The 21,529-nt window shown below is 74.9% G+C and carries 10 protein-coding genes; 9 read left to right on the top strand and 1 reads right to left on the bottom strand.

The genetic code is table 11. The features are described from left to right. From ACLQ2R_RS33285 to ACLQ2R_RS33245, 9 genes are all read left to right on the top strand, one after another. The coding region (locus ACLQ2R_RS33285; protein ID WP_425965375.1) for a phosphopantetheine-binding protein at positions 1–623 on the top strand (623 nt) is incomplete at its 5' end. Positions 624–627: 4 nt separating this feature from the next. Next, positions 628–5,427, top strand: a complete 4,800-nt coding sequence (locus ACLQ2R_RS33280; RefSeq protein WP_425965373.1) for an SDR family NAD(P)-dependent oxidoreductase — start codon at positions 628–630, stop codon at positions 5,425–5,427. A gap of 26 nt (positions 5,428–5,453) precedes the next feature. Further along, positions 5,454–15,215, top strand: coding sequence for an SDR family oxidoreductase (locus ACLQ2R_RS33275; protein ID WP_425965371.1), 9,762 nt, complete (start codon positions 5,454–5,456; stop codon positions 15,213–15,215). A 46-nt stretch (positions 15,216–15,261) separates the two neighbouring features. Further along, complete coding sequence (locus ACLQ2R_RS33270; protein WP_425965369.1) at positions 15,262–16,113, top strand: 3-hydroxyacyl-CoA dehydrogenase family protein; 852 nt, start codon at positions 15,262–15,264, stop codon at positions 16,111–16,113. A gap of 74 nt (positions 16,114–16,187) precedes the next feature. Beyond that, positions 16,188–16,442: an acyl carrier protein gene (locus ACLQ2R_RS33265; RefSeq protein WP_386245033.1), complete on the top strand. Its 255-nt coding sequence runs from the start codon at positions 16,188–16,190 to the stop codon at positions 16,440–16,442. Next, the gene (locus ACLQ2R_RS33260; RefSeq protein ID WP_425965367.1) at positions 16,439–17,659 is read left to right on the top strand and encodes an acyl-CoA dehydrogenase family protein; all 1,221 of its coding nucleotides are present in this window, start codon (positions 16,439–16,441) and stop codon (positions 17,657–17,659) included. Before ACLQ2R_RS33265 ends, ACLQ2R_RS33260 begins: the two co-directional genes overlap by 4 nt. Then, entirely contained in the window at positions 17,656–18,729 is a 1,074-nt protein-coding gene (locus ACLQ2R_RS33255) for an HAD-IIIC family phosphatase (RefSeq protein WP_425965365.1), read from the top strand. Before ACLQ2R_RS33260 ends, ACLQ2R_RS33255 begins: the two co-directional genes overlap by 4 nt. A 10-nt stretch (positions 18,730–18,739) precedes the next feature. Continuing rightward, positions 18,740–19,534, top strand: coding sequence for a thioesterase II family protein (locus ACLQ2R_RS33250; protein ID WP_425965363.1), 795 nt, complete (start codon positions 18,740–18,742; stop codon positions 19,532–19,534). A 29-nt stretch (positions 19,535–19,563) separates the two neighbouring features. Further along, positions 19,564–20,256 (top strand): 4'-phosphopantetheinyl transferase family protein, encoded by a 693-nt coding sequence (locus ACLQ2R_RS33245; protein ID WP_425965361.1) that lies wholly within the window; start codon positions 19,564–19,566, stop codon positions 20,254–20,256. 108 nt (positions 20,257–20,364) lie between these two features. On the opposite strand, the gene ACLQ2R_RS33240 is transcribed toward ACLQ2R_RS33245, so the two are convergent. Continuing rightward, positions 20,365–21,525 (bottom strand): acyl-CoA dehydrogenase family protein, encoded by a 1,161-nt coding sequence (locus tag ACLQ2R_RS33240; RefSeq protein WP_425965359.1) that lies wholly within the window; start codon positions 21,523–21,525, stop codon positions 20,365–20,367. Positions 21,526–21,529: the final 4 nt, after the last annotated feature.

Here is a 21,529-nt window from a genome sequence, read left to right as displayed (position 1 = left end):
CCGCCGGGCTACGGGCCCGCGCCGAAACCGGCGACCTGCCCTCGATCCTGCGCGGACTGGTCCGCGCACCCCGCCGCACCGCAGGAACCGGCACCGCCAGCGGAGCCGGACCCGGCGCGCTCGCCGGACGCCTGGTCACGCTGCCCCGGCAGGACGCGTTCCGGCTCCTCGTCGACACCGTCCGCTCCCAGGTCGCCTCCGTCCTCGCGCACGGCAGCCCCGACAGCGTCGAACTCGACCGCCCCTTCAACCAGCTCGGCTTCGACTCCCTGACCGCCGTCGAGCTGCGCAACCGGCTCAACGCCGACAGCGGGCTGCGCCTGCCGCCCACCCTGGTCTTCGACCACCCCACCGTCAACGCCCTGGCCTCCTACCTGGCCGAGGTCCTCACCCCCGCGCCACCGTCGGCCGAGGACACGCTGCGCGGGGCGCTGGAACAGATCGACGACCTGCTCCTCACCGCCAACGGCGAGGGGGACGCCATCCGCGCCCGGCTGGTGCCGATCCTGCAGGGCGCGCTCACCAGGCTCGGAGTCGCCCCCGGGGACGGCGGCGGCGTGATGGACAAGATCGACTCAGCCTCCGACGAGGAGATCTTCGCCCTCATCGACAACGAACTGTGACGACATGACCGCGACAGGAAAGGCTCCGCCGATGGGGACCGAGGACAAGCTGCGCGCCTACCTCAAGCGTGTGACCGTCGAACTGGCCCAGACCCGCCGTCACCTCGCCGACGTGGAGGAGCGGCGCGACGAGCCCATCGCCGTCATCGGCATGGCCTGCCGCTACCCGGGCGGCGCGGACACCACCGAGGGCTTCTGGGAACTGCTCAAGGAGGGCCGGAACGCGGTCCGCGAGGTGCCGGCCACCCGCTGGGACATCGACGACTACTACGACCCCGACCCGGGCGTCCCCGGCGGCATCTACACCCGCTACGGCACCTTCCTGGAGGACATCGCCGGCTGGGACGCAGAGTTCTTCGGCCTGTCGCCGCGCGAGGCCCTGCGCATGGACCCCCAGCAGCGCATGCTCCTGGAACTCGCCTGGGAGGGCCTGGAGAGCGCCGGCCTGTCACCGTCACGCATGCGGGGCAGCCGCACCGGCGTCATGGTCGGCTACATGGACACCCTGCAGTACGGCAGGCTCCAGATGGAGTGGCAGGGCCGCGACGCCCTGTCCGACCCCTACCTCGGCCAGGGCGCCATAGCCAGCGTCGCCGCCGGGCGCATCGCCTACCAGCTCGACCTGATCGGCCCCACCCTCACCGTCGACACCGCCTGCTCCTCCTCGCTCATCGCCGTCCACCTGGCCGCCGAGAGCCTGCGCAGGGGCGAGTGCGACCTCGCGCTGGCGGCCGGGGCGTCCCTGTCGATGCACCCCACGCTCTACATCCAGGCGTGCGCCGGGCTCATGATGTGCTCCGACGGCCGGTGTAAGACCTTCGACGAGAACGCCGACGGCTACGTCATGGGTGAGGGCGGCGGCCTCGTCGTGCTCGAACCGCTGTCGAAGGCCCTGGCCAACGGCCGCCGCATCCGCGCCGTGCTGCGCGGCTCGGCCGTCAACCAGGACGGCCGCAGCAACGGGCTCACCGCCCCCAGCCGCAAGGCCCAGACCGACGTGATCACCCGCGCGCTCGCCGCCGCCCACGTCACGCCCGACGAGATCGACTACGTCGAGGCGCACGGCTCCGGCACCCACCTCGGCGACGCCATCGAACTGTCCGCGCTGCACGACGTCTTCGGCGGGCGCCCCGCCGACCGTCCGCTCCGCGTCGGGGCCGTCAAGACCAACATCGGCCACACCCAGGCAGCCGCCGGGGTCGCCGGACTGATCAAGACGGTGCTCATCCTGGAGAACGAGCTCATCCCGCCCAACCTCAACCTCACCACGCCGGCCGCCGCCATCCCCGGCGACGGCACCGTGCTGCCCGTCACCGGGCCGCTGCCCCTGCCCCGCCGGGACACCCCCAGGCTCGCCGGCGTCAGCTCCTTCGGGCTGTCGGGCACCAACGCCCACCTCGTCGTGCAGGCGGCCCCCTCCCCGGAGAGCCCCGCCCGCGCGGGGGGCCGCACCCCGGCCGCCCCGTACGTGCTGCCGCTGTCGGCGGGGGGCGAGGCGGCGCTGCGCGAGCAGGCGGACCGTCTCGCCGGCTGGCTCCAGGAACGGCCGGACGCCGACCTGGCCGACGTCGCCCACACGCTCGGGACCGGCCGCGCCGAGCTCGACCACCGCCGCGCCGTCGTCTGCGCCGACACCGGAGAGGCCCTGCGGCGGCTGCGCTCCACCGCCGAGGACGGCCGGCGCGTCACGCGCCGCCCCCGCGTCGCGTTCCTGCTGCCCGGCGTCGGCGACCAGTACGCCGGCCTCGGCCGGGAGCTGTACGCCGCCGAACCCGTCTACGCCGAGGCCGTCGACCGCTGCGTCGAGCTCGTACAGCGGCGCTCCGGCGTGGACCTGCGGCCCCTGTTCTTCCCCGGCGGCGACGACCTCGCCGCCCCCGCCGCCCGTCCCGCCGACCTGGCCGCCCTCCTCGGCCGCACGCCCCAGGACGCCCCCGGCGCCCACGACACCCACGACCCGCTCGACCAGGCCGCGATCGCCCACCCCTTCCTGTTCACCGTCGAGTACGCGCTCGCCCGCCTCCTCGCCCACTGGGGCGTCACCCCCGACCTGCTCGTCGGCTACAGCCTCGGCGAGTACGTCGCCGCCTGCCTGGCCGGGGTGTTCACCCTGGAGGACGCCCTGCACGTCGTCGTCGAGCGGGCCCACCTGATCAGCGCCGCGCCCGCCGGGCGCATGGTCGCGGTCGCCGCCCCCTCCGACCGCGTCCGCGCCGTCCTGGTCGCGAGCGGGGCCGACGTGGACGTCGCCGCCCTCAACGGGCCCGCGATGACCGTGCTCAGCGGCCTGCCCGCCGAGATCGACACCGCGACCGCCGCCCTCGCGGCGGACGGCCTGGCCTGCCGCCCCCTGCGCTCCGCCCACGCCTTCCACTCCTCGCTGCTGCAGCCCGCCAGGGAGAAGCTCGCCGCCGTGCTGGAGGGCGTGACCCGCAGGCCCCCCGCGATCGCCATCGTGTCCAACCTCACCGGGAGCCGCCTCACCGCCGAGCAGGCCACCAGCACCTCCTACTGGGCCGACCAGCTCGTCGGCACCGTCCGCTTCGCCGACGGCGTGCGGCACTGCCTGGAGCAGGAGGTGACCGCGTTCGTCGAGCTCGGCCCCGGCCAGACGCTCGGCGGCCTGGTCCGCCAGAACCTCACCGGCGCCGCCGGAGGCGGTGGCGGCGCCGCCGTCCTGGGCACGCTCGCCCCGCACTGGAACGCGACGGGGGAGCGGGACGCCCACGGCGACCTCCTCGCCACCTGCGCCACGCTGTGGGAACTCGGCACGAACGTCACCTGGGACCTCGCCCGGCCGGGCGACGGCCGGGTCCTCGACCTGCCCACCTACCCCTTCCAGCGCGTCCGCTTCTGGCCCGAGCCGACCCGGCGCCTGCCGGAGACCCCCCGGGCGGGAACGGCGGAACCCGCCGACCACCTCTTCACCCCCACCTGGCGGCGCGACCCGGCCGCCCCCGCCACCCCGCCGGCCGCCCGCCCGCTGCCCGGGCCGCTCGTCGTCTTCGCCGACCCCGGCGGGACCGGGACGGCGCTCGCCGACCTGGCCGCCGCGTCCGGCACCCCCGTCGTCGAGGTCGTGCCCGGTGTCGGACCGCGCCGCGACGGCCGCCGCCACACCATCGACCCGGCCGACCCCGGGCAGTACGCCGAGGTGTTCGCCGGGCTCGGCGACGGGCCCGTGCACGTGGCCCACCTGTGGAGCCTGGCCGTCCCCGGCACGACGGAGACGGGACCGCCGGGGGAGGACGACCTGCGCGCCGCCGTCGAGCACGGCTTCGACAGCCTCATGCTCACCCTCCAGGCGCTGGGGGAGCGGCCCGCCCGGCTGCTCACCGTGACGCGCGGGGCCGCCGACATCCTCGGCGGCGACGCCGTCGCGCCCCACCAGGCACTGGCCCACGGCCTGGGCCGGGCGGCCCGGCACGAGTACCCCGCCCTGACCTGGTCCGGCGCCGACCTCGACCCCGGAGCCCCGCTCGACGGCGCCGCCCGGCAGCTCCTCACCGAGCTGCTCGTCGAACCCGGCACGGGCGACACCCCCGAGTCGCCCGACCCGCTCACCGGCTGGCGGCGCGGCCGGCGCTGGGTGCGCGGCTGGAGCCCGGTCCCCACCACGGCCGACGCCGGCCAGGACGGGCAGGTCTGGCGCCCCGACGGCGCCTACCTCATCACCGGCGGCACCCGCGGCCTCGGCCTGGCCCTGGCCGGGCACCTCGTCCGCTCGGGCGTCCGCCGCCTCGCCCTCCTGGCCCGTACCGCACCGCCCGAAGGGGACGAGGGGGTCGCGCGGCTGAGGGCCGCGGGCGCCGAGGTGCTGCTGCTGGCCGCCGACGCCGGGGAGCCCGCACAGCTGCGCGCCGCCCTCGGGCGGGCACGGGAGCACTTCGGCCACCTGCACGGCGTGATCCACGCGGCCGGGCTGCCCGCGGGCGGGCTGCTGCTGCGCCGCACCCCCGCCGAGACCGCCCGGGTGCTCGCCCCCAAGGTGCACGCCATGGGCCCGCTCGCCGAGCTGGTCGGGCCCGGCACCCCCGAGAGCGAGCGGCCCGAGCTGCTCGTCCTGTACTCCTCCGCCGTCACCGCGTTCGGCGGCATCGGCGAGGGCGACTACTGCGCCGCCAACACCCTGCTCGACGCCTACGGCCAGGCCCTGGCCGGCACCGCGCCCTCCACCCGCGTCGTCACCGTCGCCTGGGGGCCCTGGAAGCACGACGTCTGGCAGTCGGAAAACTTCAAGAGCGCCGGTGGCCTCGCCGACAAGGTCGCCGCCTACCGCGACCGCTTCGGCTTCGCCGACGACGCCGGATGCGCCCTCCTCGACCGGATCGTCGCCGGCGGCCACGGCTGCGTCATGGCCGTCAGGCAGCCGCTGCGCGAGGTGCTCGACGCCTGGACGAACATGCTCGACCTGGACGGCCTGCTGAAGTCGGCCACGGCCGCGCCGCAGGGCGAGCGCTTCCCCAGGCCGCGCCTGCGCACCGACTACGCCGCCCCCAGGACCGAGGCCGAGACGCGGATGGCCGACCTGTGGGGCGCCTACCTCGGCATCGACCGGGTCGGCGTGCACGACCCGTTCTTCGACCTGGGAGGCAACTCCCTGACCGGCATGGCCATGGTGCTCGCCATCGAGAAAGACCTCGGGCGCCCCGTCGCACCCGCCGTGCTGTTCGAGCACCCCACCGTCGCCGAGTTCGCCGCCGCCCTGGACGGCGGCGACGACCACGGCGCCCAGGAGGCGCTCGCCGGCAGTTCCGCACGGGGGCAGCGGCGCCGCCGCGCCCGTTCCAGCAACCGCACATGAGACCGGACACGAGGACGGTAGACGTGATGGACGACATCGAGGGCCCGGGCACCGACATCGCGATCGTCGGCATGTCCGGCCGCTTCCCGGGGGCGTCCGGCGTCGCCGAGCTCTGGGCCGCGATCCGCGACGGAGCCTCCGGGATCACCCGCTTCACCGACGACGAGCTGCGCGAGGCGGGCGTCCCCGACGACCTCCTCGACGACCCCGCGTACGTGAAGGCCGCACCGGTCATCGACGGCGTCGAGGAGTTCGACGCGGCCTTCTTCGGCTTCGGCCCGAAGGAGGCCCAGATCCTCGACCCGCAGCACCGGCTGTTCCTGGAGCACAGCTGGTCGGCGCTGGAGGACGCCGGCTGCGACCCCAAGCGGTTCGACGGCTCCATCGGCGTGTTCGGCGGCTGCGCCCACAGCTCCTACATGCAGAACAACCTGCTGCCCAGCGGCATCACCGCGATCATGGGCGACCTCGCCGTCGGCCTGGCCAACGACAAGGACTCCCTCACCACCCGGGTGGCGCACACGATCGGCCTGTCGGGCCCCAGCTACGGCGTGCAGAGCTACTGCTCGACCTCGCTCGTCGCGGTGTGCGCCGGCGCCTCCAGCCTGGCCGGCTACGAGTGCGACCTGGCCCTGGCCGGAGGCGTCGCGGTCAACGTCCCGCAGCGGGTCGGCTACCTGTACCAGCAGGGCGGCATCGCCCCGCCCGACGGCCTGTGCCGCGCCTTCGACGCGCGCGGCCTCGGCAGCCCGCTCGGCAGCGGCGTCGGCGTCGTCGCGCTGCGGCGCCTGGAGGACGCCCTCGCCGACGGTGACCAGATCTACGCCGTCATCCGCGGCTGGGCCGTCAACAACGACGGCGGGCGCAAGGTGGGCTTCACCGCGCCCGGCGTGCAGGGCCAGGCCGCCGTCATGGCCGAGGCGCTGGCCAGCGCCGACCTCGCACCGGCCGACATCGACTACGTCGAGGCGCACGGCACCGGCACCGCGCTCGGCGACGCCGCCGAGCTGGCCGCGCTCCAGCAGGTCTACGGCGGCCAGTCGCTGCTGATCGGCTCCGTCAAGCCCAACCTCGGCCACCTGGACCGCGCCGCCGGCGTCACCAACCTGATCAAGGCCGCGCTCGCCCTGCGCCACGACGAGATCCCGCCCACGCTCAACCTGTCGGAGCCCAACCCGCAGCTCGGCACCGGCGAGGCCCGCCTCGACGTGGTCACCCGGCTGCGGAGCTGGCCCCGCGAGGCCGGCCGCATCCGCCGGGCCGGGGTGAGCGCGTTCGGCATCGGCGGCACCAACGCCCACGTGGTGCTGGAGGAGGCGCCGCTGGTCCCCAGGACCGAGGAGGCGCCGCGCCCGGAACCGCTGATCTGGTCGGCGCGCACGGCCGCGGCGGCCGACGAGATGACCGCCCGCCTCGCCGCCCACCTCGCCGGCGACGGCGGCGAGCACCGCCTCGCCGACGTGGCCCACACCCTGCAGGCCGGGCGGCAGCAGTTCGGCCACCGCAGGCTGCTGGTCGCCTCCTCCGCCGCCGGGGCCGCCGAGGCGCTGGCGGGCGGCGGCGCGCTCGGCCGCGCCGAGAGCCGCGCCGACCGGCCCGTCGCGTTCCTCATCGCGGGCACCGGCGAGCAGTACCCCGGCATGGCCGCCGAGCTGTACGAGAGCGAGCCGGTCTTCCGCGAGGTGCTCGACGACTGCCGCGCGCGGCTGCGCCGCCTCATGGACGGCACCGACCCGCTCACCGAGATGCTCACCCCCCGCACGCCCCCGGCGGACGGCGCGGGCGGCGGGCTCGGCGCGCTGCTCGGCCGCGCGCCCCGGCCCGACGCCGCGACCCCGACCGCCCTCCTGCAGCCGGCCCTGTTCGCGGTCGAGTACGCGCTCGCCGTGCTCGTCCGGTCGTGGGGGATCCAGCCGTCGATACTGGCCGGATACAGCCTCGGCGAGTACGTGGCCGCCTGCCTGGCGGGCGTGCTCTCCCTGGAGTCGGCGCTCGCCCTCGTCGCCCACCGCGCCCGTCTCATCGACGAGCTGCCCGCCGGGGCCATGGCCGCGGTGCCGCTGGCCGCCGAGGACGTGCTGGAGCGCATCGGGCGCGCCGGCATCGTCGGCGTCGGCGTCGGCGCGATCAGCGGGCCCGAGCTCACCGTGCTGTCCGGCGAGCCGGAGGGCATCGCCGCCGTCAGGACGCTCCTGGAGGCCGACGCGGTGCCGTGCCGGCCGCTGGCCACCACCCACGCCTTCCACTCCGCCATGATGGAACCGATCCGCGAGCGGCTCACCTCCTGGATCGCCGCCAACGTGGAGCTGCACGCGCCGAGCGTCCCGTACGTGTCCAACGTCACGGGCGAGCGGGCCACCGCCGAGCAGGTCACCGACCCCGCCTACTGGGCCGAGCACATGTGCGCGCCCGTCCGGTTCCACGACGTGCTGCGCACCGTCCTGCGGCAGGAGGGCGAGCCCGCGCTCCTGGAGATCGGCCCCGGCCGGTCGCTGGGCGCGATGGCGCGCGGCCACGCCGACTGCCCGACGGACCGCTGGCCGCTCATCGTGCCGCTCCTGCCCGGCGCGAGCGACCCCGGCCCGGCCCAGGCCGTGCTCGCCGAGGCGGCGGGACGACTCTGGCTGGCGGGCGTCCCGGTCGACTGGACCGGCTACCGCCAGGACCGCCCCGTCGCCAAGGTCGGCCTCCCGACGTACCCCTTCCAGCGCGAGCGCTTCTGGGTGAACCCTCCCGCGCCCGCCCTCTCCTCGAACGAGCGGGGCGGCGGCACGTCCTTCGGCGGGACGCTCCCGGGCGTGCCCTCGGTCAGCGCGTCCCCCGACGGCAGGACCCTCGACGGCGCGCCTTCCACCGGTGGGGCCCCGCGGGCCGCGCACGTGACGCTGATGACCCCCCGCTGGATTCCCGGCGAGCCCGGGACGTCCGGCGCCGCCGACGCGTCCGGAAGGCGGGTCGCGCGCTGCGTCATCCTGCCCGACGCCGCCGGAGCCGGTGAGGCGCTGGCCCGCGCGCTGCGCGCCGACGGCACCGAGGTCGTCACCGTCACCGCCGGGGACGCCTTCGCCGAGACGCCGGACGGCTTCACCGCCGACCTCGCCTCGTCCGCCGGCCTCGCCACCCTGGCGGGCCGCCTCAGCACCCCCGACGGCGTCACCGTGGTCGACCTGCGCCTCCTCGACCGTCCCGGCGACAACGGCGACCGTGACAACGGCGGCGACCGTGACAACGGCGGCGACGGCGACGGCGACGGCGGCGACGGCGGCGACGGCAGGGACACGCTGCCCGCCGTGGCGCGGCTGCTCGCCGCCTGGGGCGAGGAGGCCGCCGACTCCGTCCGCGTCATCCTCGTCACCCGGGGCGGCCAGGCCGTGACCGACGACGAGCGCCCCGACCCCGGCCAGGCCGCCGCCGCCACGCTCCCCATGGTCGCCAACCAGGAGTACCTGAACCTCGACTGCGCCACCGTCGACGTGGCGGCCGGTACCGCCGCCGACGTGGCCGGTGCGCTCGCCACGGAGGTACGCCACCCGTCCGGCGACGTCTTCGTCGCCTACCGGAACGGCTCCCGCCTGGTCCGCACCTACACCCCCACCCCCACCCCCACCGACACAGACACCGACACCGACACCGGAGCCGGGGCGCCCATCCGGGAGGGCGGGACCTACCTCGTCACCGGCGGCCTCGGTGACGTCGGCCTGCTGCTGGCCGCGCACCTGGCCGACAACGGCGCCGGAAGACTGATCCTGCTGAGCCGGGGCGGCGTGCCCGAGTCCTCCGGTGGCGAGGCGCACCCGCGCCGCGCGGCCGTGGACGCGCTGCGCGAGCGCGGCGTCGAGGTCAGCACCCCCAGGGTGGACGTCACCGACGCCGCCGCCGTACAGGCGCTGCTCGCCGGGGAGAGCCGCCTGGACGGCGTCGTGCACGCCGCCGCCGTGACCACCCCCGACACCTTCGGGCCGCTGCGCGACCTCGACGGCGACAGCGTCGCCCGGCACTTCGACGCCAAGGTCACCGGCGCCCTGGCGCTGGAGCGGGCCCTGGCCGGGACGGGCCTCACGCCGGACTTCTGCGTGCTGTTCTCCTCCACCTCCGCGCTGCTCGGCGGCATCACGTTCGGCAGCTACGCCGCCGCCAACGCCGCGCTGACCGCGATCGCCCACCGCCACCGCGGCGGGCCCGTCCGGTGGACGGCCGCGAGCTGGGACACCTGGTCGGTGACGCTGGAGCGCATCGAGGGCGGTCTGGGCGCGGCCATGGTCGCCCACTCCATGTCCGCCGGCGAGGCCCTGGCCGCCTTCGACCGGCTGCGGGCCGGGGACGACCCGCACGTCGTCGTGGCCGCGGGCGGCCTGGACGACCGGCTCCCCACGGCGGTGCTCGCAACGCCGGGCACGGGCCCCGGCGCCGGAGCCGCCGGTGGCGCCGACCGGTTCCCGCGCCCCGAGCTGCCCCAGCCCTACGCGGCGCCGATCTCACAGTCCGAGCGCGACCTCGCCGAACTCTGGTCGGAGGTGCTCGGCGTCGAGCCGGTCGGCACCCGCGACAACTTCTTCGACCTGGGAGGCAACTCCCTCGTGGCGCTGCAGATGCTGGCGCTGGTGAGGAAGCGGCACGGCGTCGCGGTGCCGACCGTGACCCTGTTCGAGGCGCCGACCGTGCAGACGCTGGCGGTGATCCTCGACGAGCGGCGCGGCGCGACCACCCGGGGCACCCTCCAGCGGCACGCCCCGGCCCCCGCCCCCCGTCCCGCGCACCAGGCGTCCTTGCGCGTCACCGAGCGGGCGGAGGAGGACCGGCGGATCGCGATCGTCGGCATGGCCGGGCGTTTCCCCGGCGCCCCCGACGTGTCCGCCTTCTGGCGCAACCTCCGCGACGGCGTCGAGTCGATCACCTTCTTCTCCGAGGAGGAGCTGATCGCCGCCGGGGCCGACCCCGAGCAGGTACGCGACCCCGCCTACGTGCGCGCCAGGCCGGTGCTCGACGACGTCGGCGGCTTCGACGCCTCGTTCTTCGGCATGAGCCCGCGGATGGCCGCCATCACCGACCCGCAGCAGCGGGCGTTCCTGGAGGTCTGCTGGGAGGCCCTGGAGCAGGCCGGCTACGCCGCGCCCGGGAACCGGGGCCGGGTCGGCGTGTTCGGCGGCGCCAACATCAGCACCTACCTGCTCCGGATGACCGACCACCTGCTCGGCGGCGGCCAGAAGGACTTCAGCGACTTCGAAGTGATCATGGGCAACGACAAGGACGCCCTGCCCACCACCGTCTCCTACCTCCTCGACCTGCACGGGCCCAGCGTCGCGGTGCAGACGTTCTGCTCCACCTCGCTGGTCGCCGCCCACCTGGCGGTGCAGAGCCTGCGCAACGGCGAGTGCGAGCTCGCCCTGGCAGGCGGCGTCTCCATCCGCGTCCCGGACCGGGTGGGACACCTGTACGGGCCGGGCGGGCAGGAGTCGCCCGACGGGCACGTGCGCACCTTCGACGCCCTGGCCAAGGGCAGCATGTTCGGCGACGGCGCCGCCGCCGTCCTGCTCAAGCGGCTGCCCGACGCGGTACGCGACGGCGACCACATCTGGGCGGTGATCCGCGGCTCGGCCATGAACAACGACGGTGCCCTCAAGGTCGGCTACACCGCGCCGAGCGTCGTCGGCCAGTCCCGCGTGATCTCCGACGCGATGGCCGACGCCGGCGTCACCGGCGAGGACATCAGCTACGTCGAGGCGCACGGCACCGCCACCGAGCTGGGCGACCCGATCGAGGTGGCGGCGCTCGCCCGCGCCTTCGGGCCCACCCGCGACAGCCGGTACTGCGCGATCGGCTCGGTCAAGACCAACGTCGGCCACCTCGACCGCGCGGCCGGGGCGAGCGGCCTGATCAAGACCGCGTTCTCGCTGCGCGACGGCGTGATCCCGGCCAGCCTGCACTACACCAGCCCCAACCCGGAGATCGACTTCGAGTCCGGGCCCTTCTACGTCAACACCGAGCTGTCGCCGTGGCGGACCCGCGACGGCCGGCCGCGCATCGCCGGACTCAACTCGCTCGGCATGGGGGGCACGAACGTGCACATGGTGATCGAGGAGCCGCCCGCCCGCCCCGAGGCGCCGCCGTCGGCCCGCCGCTACCAGGTGCTGCCGATCTCGGCCCGCGCCGCCGCCGCGGCGGACGAGTCCTGCCGCCGCCTCGGCACCCACCTGGCCGCCGAGCCGGGCACGCGGCTCGCGGACGTGGCCTACACCCTGCAGGCCGGGCGCAAGACGTTCGAGCACCGGCGCGCGCTGGTCGCCGCCGACACCGGCGCCGCCGCCGCCACGCTGGAGGGCGGCGCGGGCCTGCTCGGCCGCGTGGAGACCGCCCAGGACCGCAGGGTCGCCTTCCTGCTCGCCGGGGTCGGCGAGCAGTACCCCGGGCTCGCCGGCGACCTGTACCGGCACGAGCCCGCCTTCCGCCGGGCCCTCGACGAGTGCCTGAACCTGCTGAACGAGACCCTCGACGGCCTCGACGGCGACGGCGGGGCCGGTGGCGCCCGGGTGGACATCGCCGACCTGCTGACCGGCGCCCGCGCCGCGGGCCCCGGCCTCGCCGCCCTCCTGGGCCGCGACGTCCCCCGCGACGGTTCCCCGAACGGCCTCCACAACGGTTCCCCGAACGGTGCTCCGAACGGCTCCTCGAACGGCACCCGCAACGGTTCTCCCGACGGCACCGGCAACGGCTCCCCGAACGGCTCCCCGAACGGTCTCCGCAACGGCTCCCCGGACGGCACCCGCGAGGCCTCCCCGAACGGCACCGGCAACAACAACGGCAACGGCACCGGCACCGGCAACGGCACCCGCGACGAGCGGGCCGCGGCGCTGGCACGGACCGAGATCGCACAGCCCGCCCTGTTCGCCGTGGAGTACGCCCTGGCGCGCACCCTCACGGCATGGGGCCTGCGGCCGGAGATCATGCTCGGCTACAGCCTCGGCGAGTACGTCGCGGCCTGCCTGGCGGGCGTGCTCTCCCTCGAGGACGCCGTCGCCCTGGTCGCCTACCGGGCGCGGCTCATCGCGGCCCTGCCCGCCGGGTCCATGCTCGCCGTCTCGATGCCCGCCGCGACCCTGGGCCGCCGCTTCCGGCTGGAGGAGCGCGGGCTCGACGTCGCCGCGGTCAACGGCCCCCAGGTCACCGTCGTCGCCGGACCCGACGGGCCCGTCGCCGCCCTGGCGGCCGAGCTGCGCGAGGACGGCATCCCCTGCCGCCCCCTGGAGACCACCCACGCCTTCCACTCCCGCATGCTGGAGCCCGCGGCCCACGACCTCACCCAGTGGATCAAGGCCAACGTCACGCTCAACCCGCCCGCCGTCCCCTACGTCTCGAACGTGACCGGTGACGTCGCCGACGCCGAGCTGGTGTGCGACCCCGGCTACTGGGCCCGGCACATGTGCGCGACCGTGCGGTTCGCCGACGGCGCCGACCGGCTGCTGGCCGACCCCTCGTCGGCCGTCGTGGAGATCGGGCCCGGCCAGTCGCTCGGCGCGCTGGTGCGCGGCGGCGGCTGCCCGCCGGAGCGGTGGCCGCTGATCACGCACACCATGCCCGCCGCGGGCGACGCCACGCCGGGCGACGAGGTGCTGGCCGGCTGCCTGGCGCGGCTCTGGCTGTCCGGCGTCACCGTCGACTGGGACGCCTACCACGGCCGCGCCGAGGCCACCGCCGTCGAAGGCCCCACCGGCGGTCCCGCCGAAGGTCCCGTCGCCGGGCGGCCCGGACGCGTCCCGCTGCCCACCTACCCCTTCCAGCGGCAGCGCCACTGGATCGACCCGCCCGCCCGCCGCGCCATGGTCGCCGCCGAGCCCGAGGACCTGTTCGAGGCCGTCGCGGGCCTGGCCAAGCTGCCCGAGGACGAGTGGCTCTACCTGCCCGTGTGGCGGCAGACCGCCGCCCCCGCGCCCGCCGAGCACGGACCCGGCTCCTGGCTGGTCCTCACCCGCGACGGCCTCGCCGACGAGGCCGCGCGGCGGCTGGCCGCCACCGCCGCCGCGGGCGCCCCCGTCACCCTGGTACGGCCGGGCGAGGCCTACGCCGTCACTCCCGACGGGTACACGATCCGGCCCGGCAGCGTCGCCGACGCCTCCGCCCTGCTGCGCGACCTGCGCGCCGCCGGACGTCCGCTGGAGCGGGTCGTCCACCTGTGGACGCTGGAGCCGGGGCCGCACGACCTCACCGTCGCCCGCGGCCTGCACACGCTCGTCGCGCTCGCCCGCGCCGCCGGCGAGGCGGGCATCGGCGAGTGGTCGCTCGACGTGGCCGTCTCCGGCACCCAGCAGGTGCTGGGCGAGGAGGTGACCGACCCCTCGGGCGCCACCCTGACCGGTCCCTGCCTGGTGATCCCGCTGGAGTACCCGGGCGTGACCACCCGCCTCGTCGACCTGCCCGGCGGGCCGGCCCCCGCCGACCTGGACGCGCTGGCCGCCGAGCTGGCCCGCCCGCACGGCGACCGCACGGTGGCGCTGCGCCGGGGCCGGCGCTGGCTGCCCGGCCACGACCGGATGCCCGTACCGGCCGTCCCGGAGACGCTGCGCGACGGCGGCGTCTACCTGATCACCGGCGGGCTCGGCGGCATCGCCCTGGGCCTGGCCGGGCAGCTGGCGCGCGAGCGCCGCGCCCGGCTCGTGCTGCTCGCCAGGAACGGCCTGCCGCCCCGCGCCGAATGGCCCGCCGTCCTGGACGGCAGGCAGGCGGCCACCGAGAACACCCGGCGGCGCGTGGCCCAGGTCACCGAGCTGATCGAGCTCGGCGCCGAGGTCGAGGTCGTCACCGGCGACACGGCGCGGGCCGAGGACGTGCGCCGCGCCGTGGAGACGGCCCTGGAGCGCTTCGGCGCCCTGCACGGCGTCCTGCACGCCGCCGGGGTGCCCGCCATGGGGCTCATGCAGTTCAAGCGCCCCGAGGAGCTCGACGCGGTGCTCGCCCCCAAGGTCGGGGGCACGCTCGCGATCGCCGAGGCGCTGCGCATCGGCCGTCCCGACGAGATCGAGCTGGACTTCCTCGTCCTGTTCTCCTCCATCACCTCCGCCACCGGCGGCGGGCCCGGCCAGGTCGACTACTGCTCCGCCAACGCCTACCTGGACGCCTACGCCTGCACGCTCGCGGCCACCGGCCGCCGGGTGGTCGCCGTCGGCTGGGGCGAGTGGACCTGGAACGCCTGGGAGGCCGGGCTCGAAGGGTACGAGGAGGCGCTGCGCGACTTCTTCCGCGAGAACCGGGCCCGCATCGGCATCGACTTCGCCGACGGCTGGCGCGCCCTGACGCGCGCCCTGGCCACCGGGGAGCCGCGCGTCGTCGTCTCCACCCAGGACTTCCCCACCCTGGTGGCCGGCAGCGCCCGGTTCACCCTGGAGGCGGTGACCTCGCCGGGACTGGGCGGGACCGGCGGCGAGCGGCACCCCCGCCCCGAGCTGCTCACCCCCTACCAGGAACCGTCCGGCCCCGCCGAGGAGACCATCGCCGCGATCTGGCAGGAGTCGCTGCGCCTGGAGCGCGTCGGCGCGTCCGACAACTTCTTCGAGCTCGGCGGCAACTCCCTGCTCGGCGTCTCCATCGTCGCCTCGGTGCGCCGCGCGTTCACCCTGGACGAGCTGCCGCCGCACATCCTCTACGAGTCCCCGACCGTGGCCGCGCTGGCCCGTACCACCGAGGCCCTCGCCTCCGGTACGGCGCCCGAGGCGGCCGACACCGGGGGCAGCCAGGTCCGCGCCCAGCTGCGCAGATCCGGCCTCGAAGCCTCGGCCGCCCGCAGGCGCGGCCGGTGATGACCACCCCACCCAAGGAACCCACGATGATCGGAACGGAGCGCACATGAGCGTGATCGGTGTGATCGGCGCCGGTGTTATGGGCGTCGGAGTCGCCCAGAACCTCGCCCAGACGGGCCACGACGTGGTCCTGGTCGACAAGGACGAGCGCGTCCTGCAGGAGGCGCTGAACACCATCGGCCGCAACACCCGGCTGAGCCGCCTCATGGGAGGGCCGGCCCTGGACCCGGGGGAGGTGCTGTCGAGGATCACCACCGCGGTCGGCGTCGCCAACGCGGCCAAGGCCGACCTCGTCATCGAGAACGTGACGGAGAACTGGGACGTCAAGCGGGAGGTGTACGAGACGCTCGACGCCGAGTGCGGTCCCGACACCGTCTTCGTCGTCAACACCTCGGCCATCCCCATCACCAAGGTCGCGGCCGTCACCGGGCGGCCCGACAAGGTGATCGGCGTGCACTTCATGAACCCGGTGCCCGCCAAGCCCGCCGTGGAGCTGATCCCCGGCTTCCACACCTCGCCCGACACCGTCCAGCGCACCCGCGACCTGCTGTCCGCCATGGGCAAGAAGGCCATCGACGTCAAGGACGCGTGCGGGTTCGTCTCCAACCGGGTGCTGATGCTGACCGTCAACGAGGCCGCCTACCTGGTGCACGAGGGCGTGGCCACCGCCGAGTCGGTGGACGAGGTCTTCCGCAGCTGCTTCGGCCACCCGATGGGCCCGCTGGAGACCGCCGACCTCATCGGCGTCGACACCATCCTCTACAGCGTCGAGGTGCTCTACGAGCACTACGCCGACAGCAAGTACCGCCCCTGCCCGCTGCTGAAGCAGATGACCGACGCCGGGCTGCACGGACGCAAGTCCGGCCGCGGCTTCTACACCTACGAGACCCAGCACTGACCTCCGCAACCCCCCAGAGATCCAGAACCGCACACCCCCGCACCTCCATAACGCAGAACCGAAGGAGTCACCGCATGTCCACCACCGTCAAGGGCCAGATCCTCGAGTTCATCCGCGGCAGGTACCCGCAGGCGGAGATCGACGAGTCGCAGGACATCTTCGCGCTCGGCTTCGTCAACTCGCTGTTCGCCATGGAGCTGGTGATGTTCGTCGAGAAGACGTTCGAGGTCACCATCCCCAACGAGGAGCTGCGCATCGACAACTTCCGCACCGCCGACTCCATGTCGAAGCTGGTGTCGCGCCTGTCGACCGACCTGGTCGTCGCGTGACGTTCACCAGCACGGCGCCCGCCACGGCCGCGGGCGCCGTGGCGGGCACCGCCCCCCTCGTCCTGGACACCGCGCCCGCGGCGCCCGCGGTGCCCGTCGCGCCCGTCGTCGACCGGAGCTCGGCCCGCGCGTTCGTCGACACCCACGTCGTGCCGTACGCGGACGACTACGACAGGATCGGCCACGTCCCCGAGGACCTGCTGCGGCGGGTCGCCGAGGCCGGCCTGTGGGCCCCGTTCCTGCCGCCGGAGTCGGGCGGCGCCGGGATGGACATGGTCACCCTCGGCCAGGTCCACGAGGAGGTGGGGCGCGGCTGCTCGTCGCTGCGCAGCCTGCTCACCGTGCACACCATGCTGTCGTGGACCGTGCAGCGCTGGGGCACCGCCGAGCAGCGCGAGCGGTGGACGCCGGCCCTCGGGCGGGGGGACGCGCTCGGCGCGTTCTGCCTGTCGGAGCCCGGCGCGGGCAGCGACGCCGCCGGCATCTCCACCACCGCCGCCCAGACGGGCGGCGGCTGGGTGATCAACGGGGTGAAGACGTGGACGACCGGCGGCCAGCGGGCCGACGTGTTCCTCGTCTTCGCCCGCACCGCCGCCAGCATCGGCGCGTTCCTCGTGCCCAGGGACACCCCCGGGGTGGAGGTGCGGCCGATCGACGACATGCTCGGCACCCGCGCCTCCATGCTGGCGGAGATCTCCTTCACCGACGTGGTCCTCGGCCCCGACGCGCTGCTCGGGCCGAGCGGCTTCACCGCCGGGATGGTCCTGACCGGCACCCTCGACCTGGGCCGCTACAGCGTGGCGGCCGGGTCGCTGGGCATCCTCCAGGCGTGCCTGGAGGCCTCCTCCGCCTACGCCGCCAAACGGGAGGTCGGCGGCCGGCCGCTGGCGGACCTGCCGCTGATCCAGGCCAAGCTCTCCGACATGGTGACCGACGCGCGGGCGGCCCGGCTGCTGATCGAGCAGGCCGGACGGCTCAAGGACGCCGGGGAGTCGGCCACGCTCATGGCCACCTGGGTGGCGAAGTACTTCGCCTCCACCGCCGCGGCGCGGCACGCCTCCGAGGCCGTCCAGATCCACGGCGCGAACGGCTGCGCCCCCGGCTCCCCGGTGGCGCGCTTCTACCGCGACGCCAAGGTGATGGAGATCATCGAAGGCAGCAACGAGGTCCAGCGGATCACCATCGCGGGCCAGGCAGAACGGGAGACGACCAGATGACCGTGACCACCGAGCGGGCCGGCGCCCTCCCGGCCAAGCCCGTCCAGGGCCGCATCAAGTGCATCGTGTGGGACCTGGACAACACGCTGTGGGACGGGGTGCTGCTGGAGGACGGCGAGGTCACCCTGCGGCCCGTCGTCGTCAAGCTGATCCACGAGCTCGACCGCAAGGGCGTGCTGCACTCCGTCGCCAGCAAGAACGACCGCGACGCGGCCATGGAGAAGCTGCGCGAGTTCGGCCTCGACGACATGTTCCTGCACCCGCAGATCAGCTGGAACGCCAAGTCCGACTCGATCAGGACCCTCGCCAAGGCGCTCAACCTCGGCCTGAACGCCTTCGCCTTCGTCGACGACCAGGAGTTCGAGCGGGCCGAGGTGGCCCACCAGGTCCCCGAGGTGACCTGCGTCGACGTCCTGGAGGTGGAGGAGGCCCTCGCCAGGCCCGACTTCCATCCCCGGTTCGTCACCGACGAGTCGGCGCAGCGGCGCGCCATGTACCAGGGGCAGCTCGCCAGGGAGGAGCTGGAGCAGGAGTTCGTCGGCACCAACGAGGAGTTCCTGGCCGGCCTCGACATGACGTTCACCATCTCACCCGCCAGAAGGGAGGACCTGCAGCGGGCCGAGGAGCTCACGGTCCGCACCAACCAGCTCAACTCCACCGGCCGCACCTACTCCTACGACGAGCTCGACGCGCTGCGCGAGTCGCCCGACCACCTGCTCTTCGTCGCCTCCCTCACCGACGTGTTCGGCAGCTACGGCAAGATCGGGCTGGCGCTGGTGGAGAAGGGCGAGGACGCCTGGCGGCTGCGCATGATGCTGATGTCGTGCCGGGTGATGTCGCGCGGTGTGGGGATGGTGCTGCTCAACCACATCATGCGGCTGGCCGACGAGGCGGGCGCCGCCGTGCGGGCCGACTTCGTGGAGACCGGCCGCAACCGCATGATGCAGATCACCTACGCCTTCGCCGGGTTCAGGGAGGTGAGCAGGGACGGCGCCCACGTGGTCCTGGAGGCCGACCTGGGCGCCGTGCAGCCGCCGCCGGCGTACGTGAAGCTTGAGATCACCGAATGAGGGACCGACCATGACCGTCCATGACCTGACCGACGAGGACGTCCTCTTCCGCTGGCTTCCGTTCCGGACCCTGACCGGCGCCGAGCCGGGGGCGCTGCCGCTGTACTGCCTGCCGCACGCCGGTGGCGCCGCCTCGGCGTTCCGCATGTGGCAGCGCAAGCTGCCGGGCGTCGCCGTCCAGCCGGTGCAGCCGCCGGGCAGGGAGGGCCGGCACAGGGAACCGCCCTACCTGCACATGACCGAGCTGGTCCCGGACCTGGCCGACGTGGTGCTCGCCGACGTCGAGGAGTCCGCGGCCGGCCGCCGCTACGCCCTGTACGGGCACAGCCTGGGCGCGCTGGTGGCGTTCGAGCTGGTCCGGGAGATCCGGCGTCGCGGCGGTCCCGAGCCGGTGCACCTGTTCGTCTCCGGCGCTGACGCCCCGCACGTCACCGACGAGCCCGGCCCGCCGGTGTCGGGGATGACGCGGGCGGAGGTGGCCGCGCTGCTGCGGCGGCTCGGCGGCACCCCCGAGTGGCTGCTGGCCGACCCGGAGGCGCTGCAGATGATCCTGCCGGCCGTGCAGGCCGACTTCATCGTCAAGGAGACCTACCGCTACGAGCAGGAGGCGCCGCTGGACGTGCCGATCTCCGCGCTCCCGAGCGACTCGGACCCGCGCGTCGCGTCGGCGAAGGTGGCGCGCTGGCGCGACCAGACCGCGTCCGTGTTCGCGCTGCACCCGTTCGACGGCGGGCACTTCGCCGTGTTCGAGCAGGCGGAGCGGACCCACCGGCTGGTCGCCCAGGCGCTCGCGCCGTGGGTGTGAGGAGCCGGAGGACGCCGTACGGGGGGCGGGTGACCCCCGTACGGCCCTACCCTGCGCACCCCGGCGACACCCGCCGCGCCGTGTACGCCGGGGGCGTGCGGGTGTGGCGGGTGAGGCTGGACGGGGCGGGCGCCCCCCGCGGGTGGCGCCTGCTGTCCGGCGCCGAGCGCGAGCGGGCGCTGGCCCTCGCCGACCCGGCCGAACGGCGCCGGTACGTGGTGGCGCACGCCGCCCTGCGCACGGTGCTGGCCGGGGCGTGCGGCGTGCCCGCCGGGCGGCTCGGCTTCGGCCGCGACGACTCGGGCCGCCCGTGCCTGCTGCCCCCGGACGGGCGGCCGGTGCCCGACTTCAACCTCTCGCACTCCGACTCCTGGGCCCTGGTGGCGGTCGCGCCGCCGGGTGCCCGCGTGGGCGTGGACGTCGAGCGGGTCCGCGGCGGCTTCGACCACCTGGAGATGGCCCGGCGCTTCTACCAGCCGGAGGAGGTGGACCGGCTGCCGGACGCCGGGCCGGAGGGGTTCTTCCGGCTGTGGACCGCCAAGGAGGCCTACATCAAGGCCTCCGGCGCCGGCCTGGCCGGCATGAGCGACGTCCTGGTACGCGAACGGAGCGCGACGCACGCCACCGTGCTGTCGCGCTCCGCGCGTTTCCCCGAGTGCCGGGTCCGCTGGCTGGACGTCGCCCCCGGCTACACCGCCGCCCTGGTCACGCCGCCGGCGTGACGGCCGCCTTTCACGCGCTCCGGTCACCGCTCCTCACGCCAGGCCTCCTCGGCAAACGGCCGCCCCGGTCACGATCACCGGGGCGGCCGTCCTGTCACGAGGGTCCCGTCACGACCTCTTCGAGGTCGGCACCACGTACCGGCTGAACACCAGTTCGCGCAGCACGTCGTCACCGCCCTCCACGATCGAGACGTAGCGCATGTCGCGCAGCAGCTTGCCGATGACGGACTCGTGGGTGTAGCCGAGCCCGCCGAACATCTCCGAGGCCGTCGAGGCGATCCGCCACCCCGCCTGGCCGCAGAACATCTTGGCCGTCAGCGCCTGCTTGAGCGTGCCGACGCGCAGGAACTCCTCGCCCGCGTCCGGCCGGGCCGCGATCGCGTCGTAGGCGCGCGCCGCGGCCAGGCACTGCCCGGCCATGACGTCGATCTCCATCTCGAACTGGCCCAGCCGGCCGGCGAACACCGCGTTGCCGGTCAGCGGGGCGCCCTTCACCGTCTTGGACGCGCCGTACTCCATGCACACGTCCCGGACGCGGCGGGCGACGCCGAGCGCCGTGGCGGCGATCAGGATGCGGCTGGCGTTCAGCCCCACCTCCAGCAGCCGCAATCCGTTGCCGCGCAGCACGTTGCCCGCGGGGACGCGCACGCCCGACAGCGACACCTGGTACGTCGCCGACGAGCGCAGCCCGATCACGTCCCACCGCTTGTCCACGGTGACGCCCGGCGTGTCGCGCGGCACCAGCACGGCCAGGTACCCCGACGGGTCGTCCTGGGCGCGCGCCACCACCACCATGAACCGGGCGAAGTCGGTGTTGGTGGAGAACGCCTTGCGCCCGTCGAGGACGATCGTGTCGCCCTCGGCGCGCGCGGTCGTCGTGATCCTGGCCAGCTCGCTGCCGGCCTCGTGCTCGCTGCCCAGCGTGGCGCAGAAGCCGTTGCCGGCCACGAGGTCGCCCAGGTGGCGTTCCTTGAGCTCCTCGCTGCCGTACCACGTCACCATGCTCGTGGTCAGCACCGGGATGAACAGGGTGAACGCCACCCCGGCGTCGGCGTAGGCCAGCTCGGCGGCGATGCGCACGCTCTCCTCGAGACCGAGGCCGAGGCCGCCGATCTCCTTGGGCAGCCACCAGTTGGCCAGGCCGGTGCCGGCGAAGCGCTCGTAGAGGGGGAGCGGCGCGTCGGCGAGCGAGTCCAGGTAGGAGTCCTTGCCCGCCAGCTCGCGGCGGGCGAACCCCTGCACGGACCTGAGGTACGCGGGCTGCTTCATCGGA

The organism is Streptosporangium sp. DT93 (assembly GCF_049844535.1).
Lineage (GTDB): Bacteria > Actinomycetota > Actinomycetes > Streptosporangiales > Streptosporangiaceae > Streptosporangium.
Note: the sequence above shows the minus strand (reverse complement) of the source record. Positions and strands in the feature narration are given on the sequence as shown.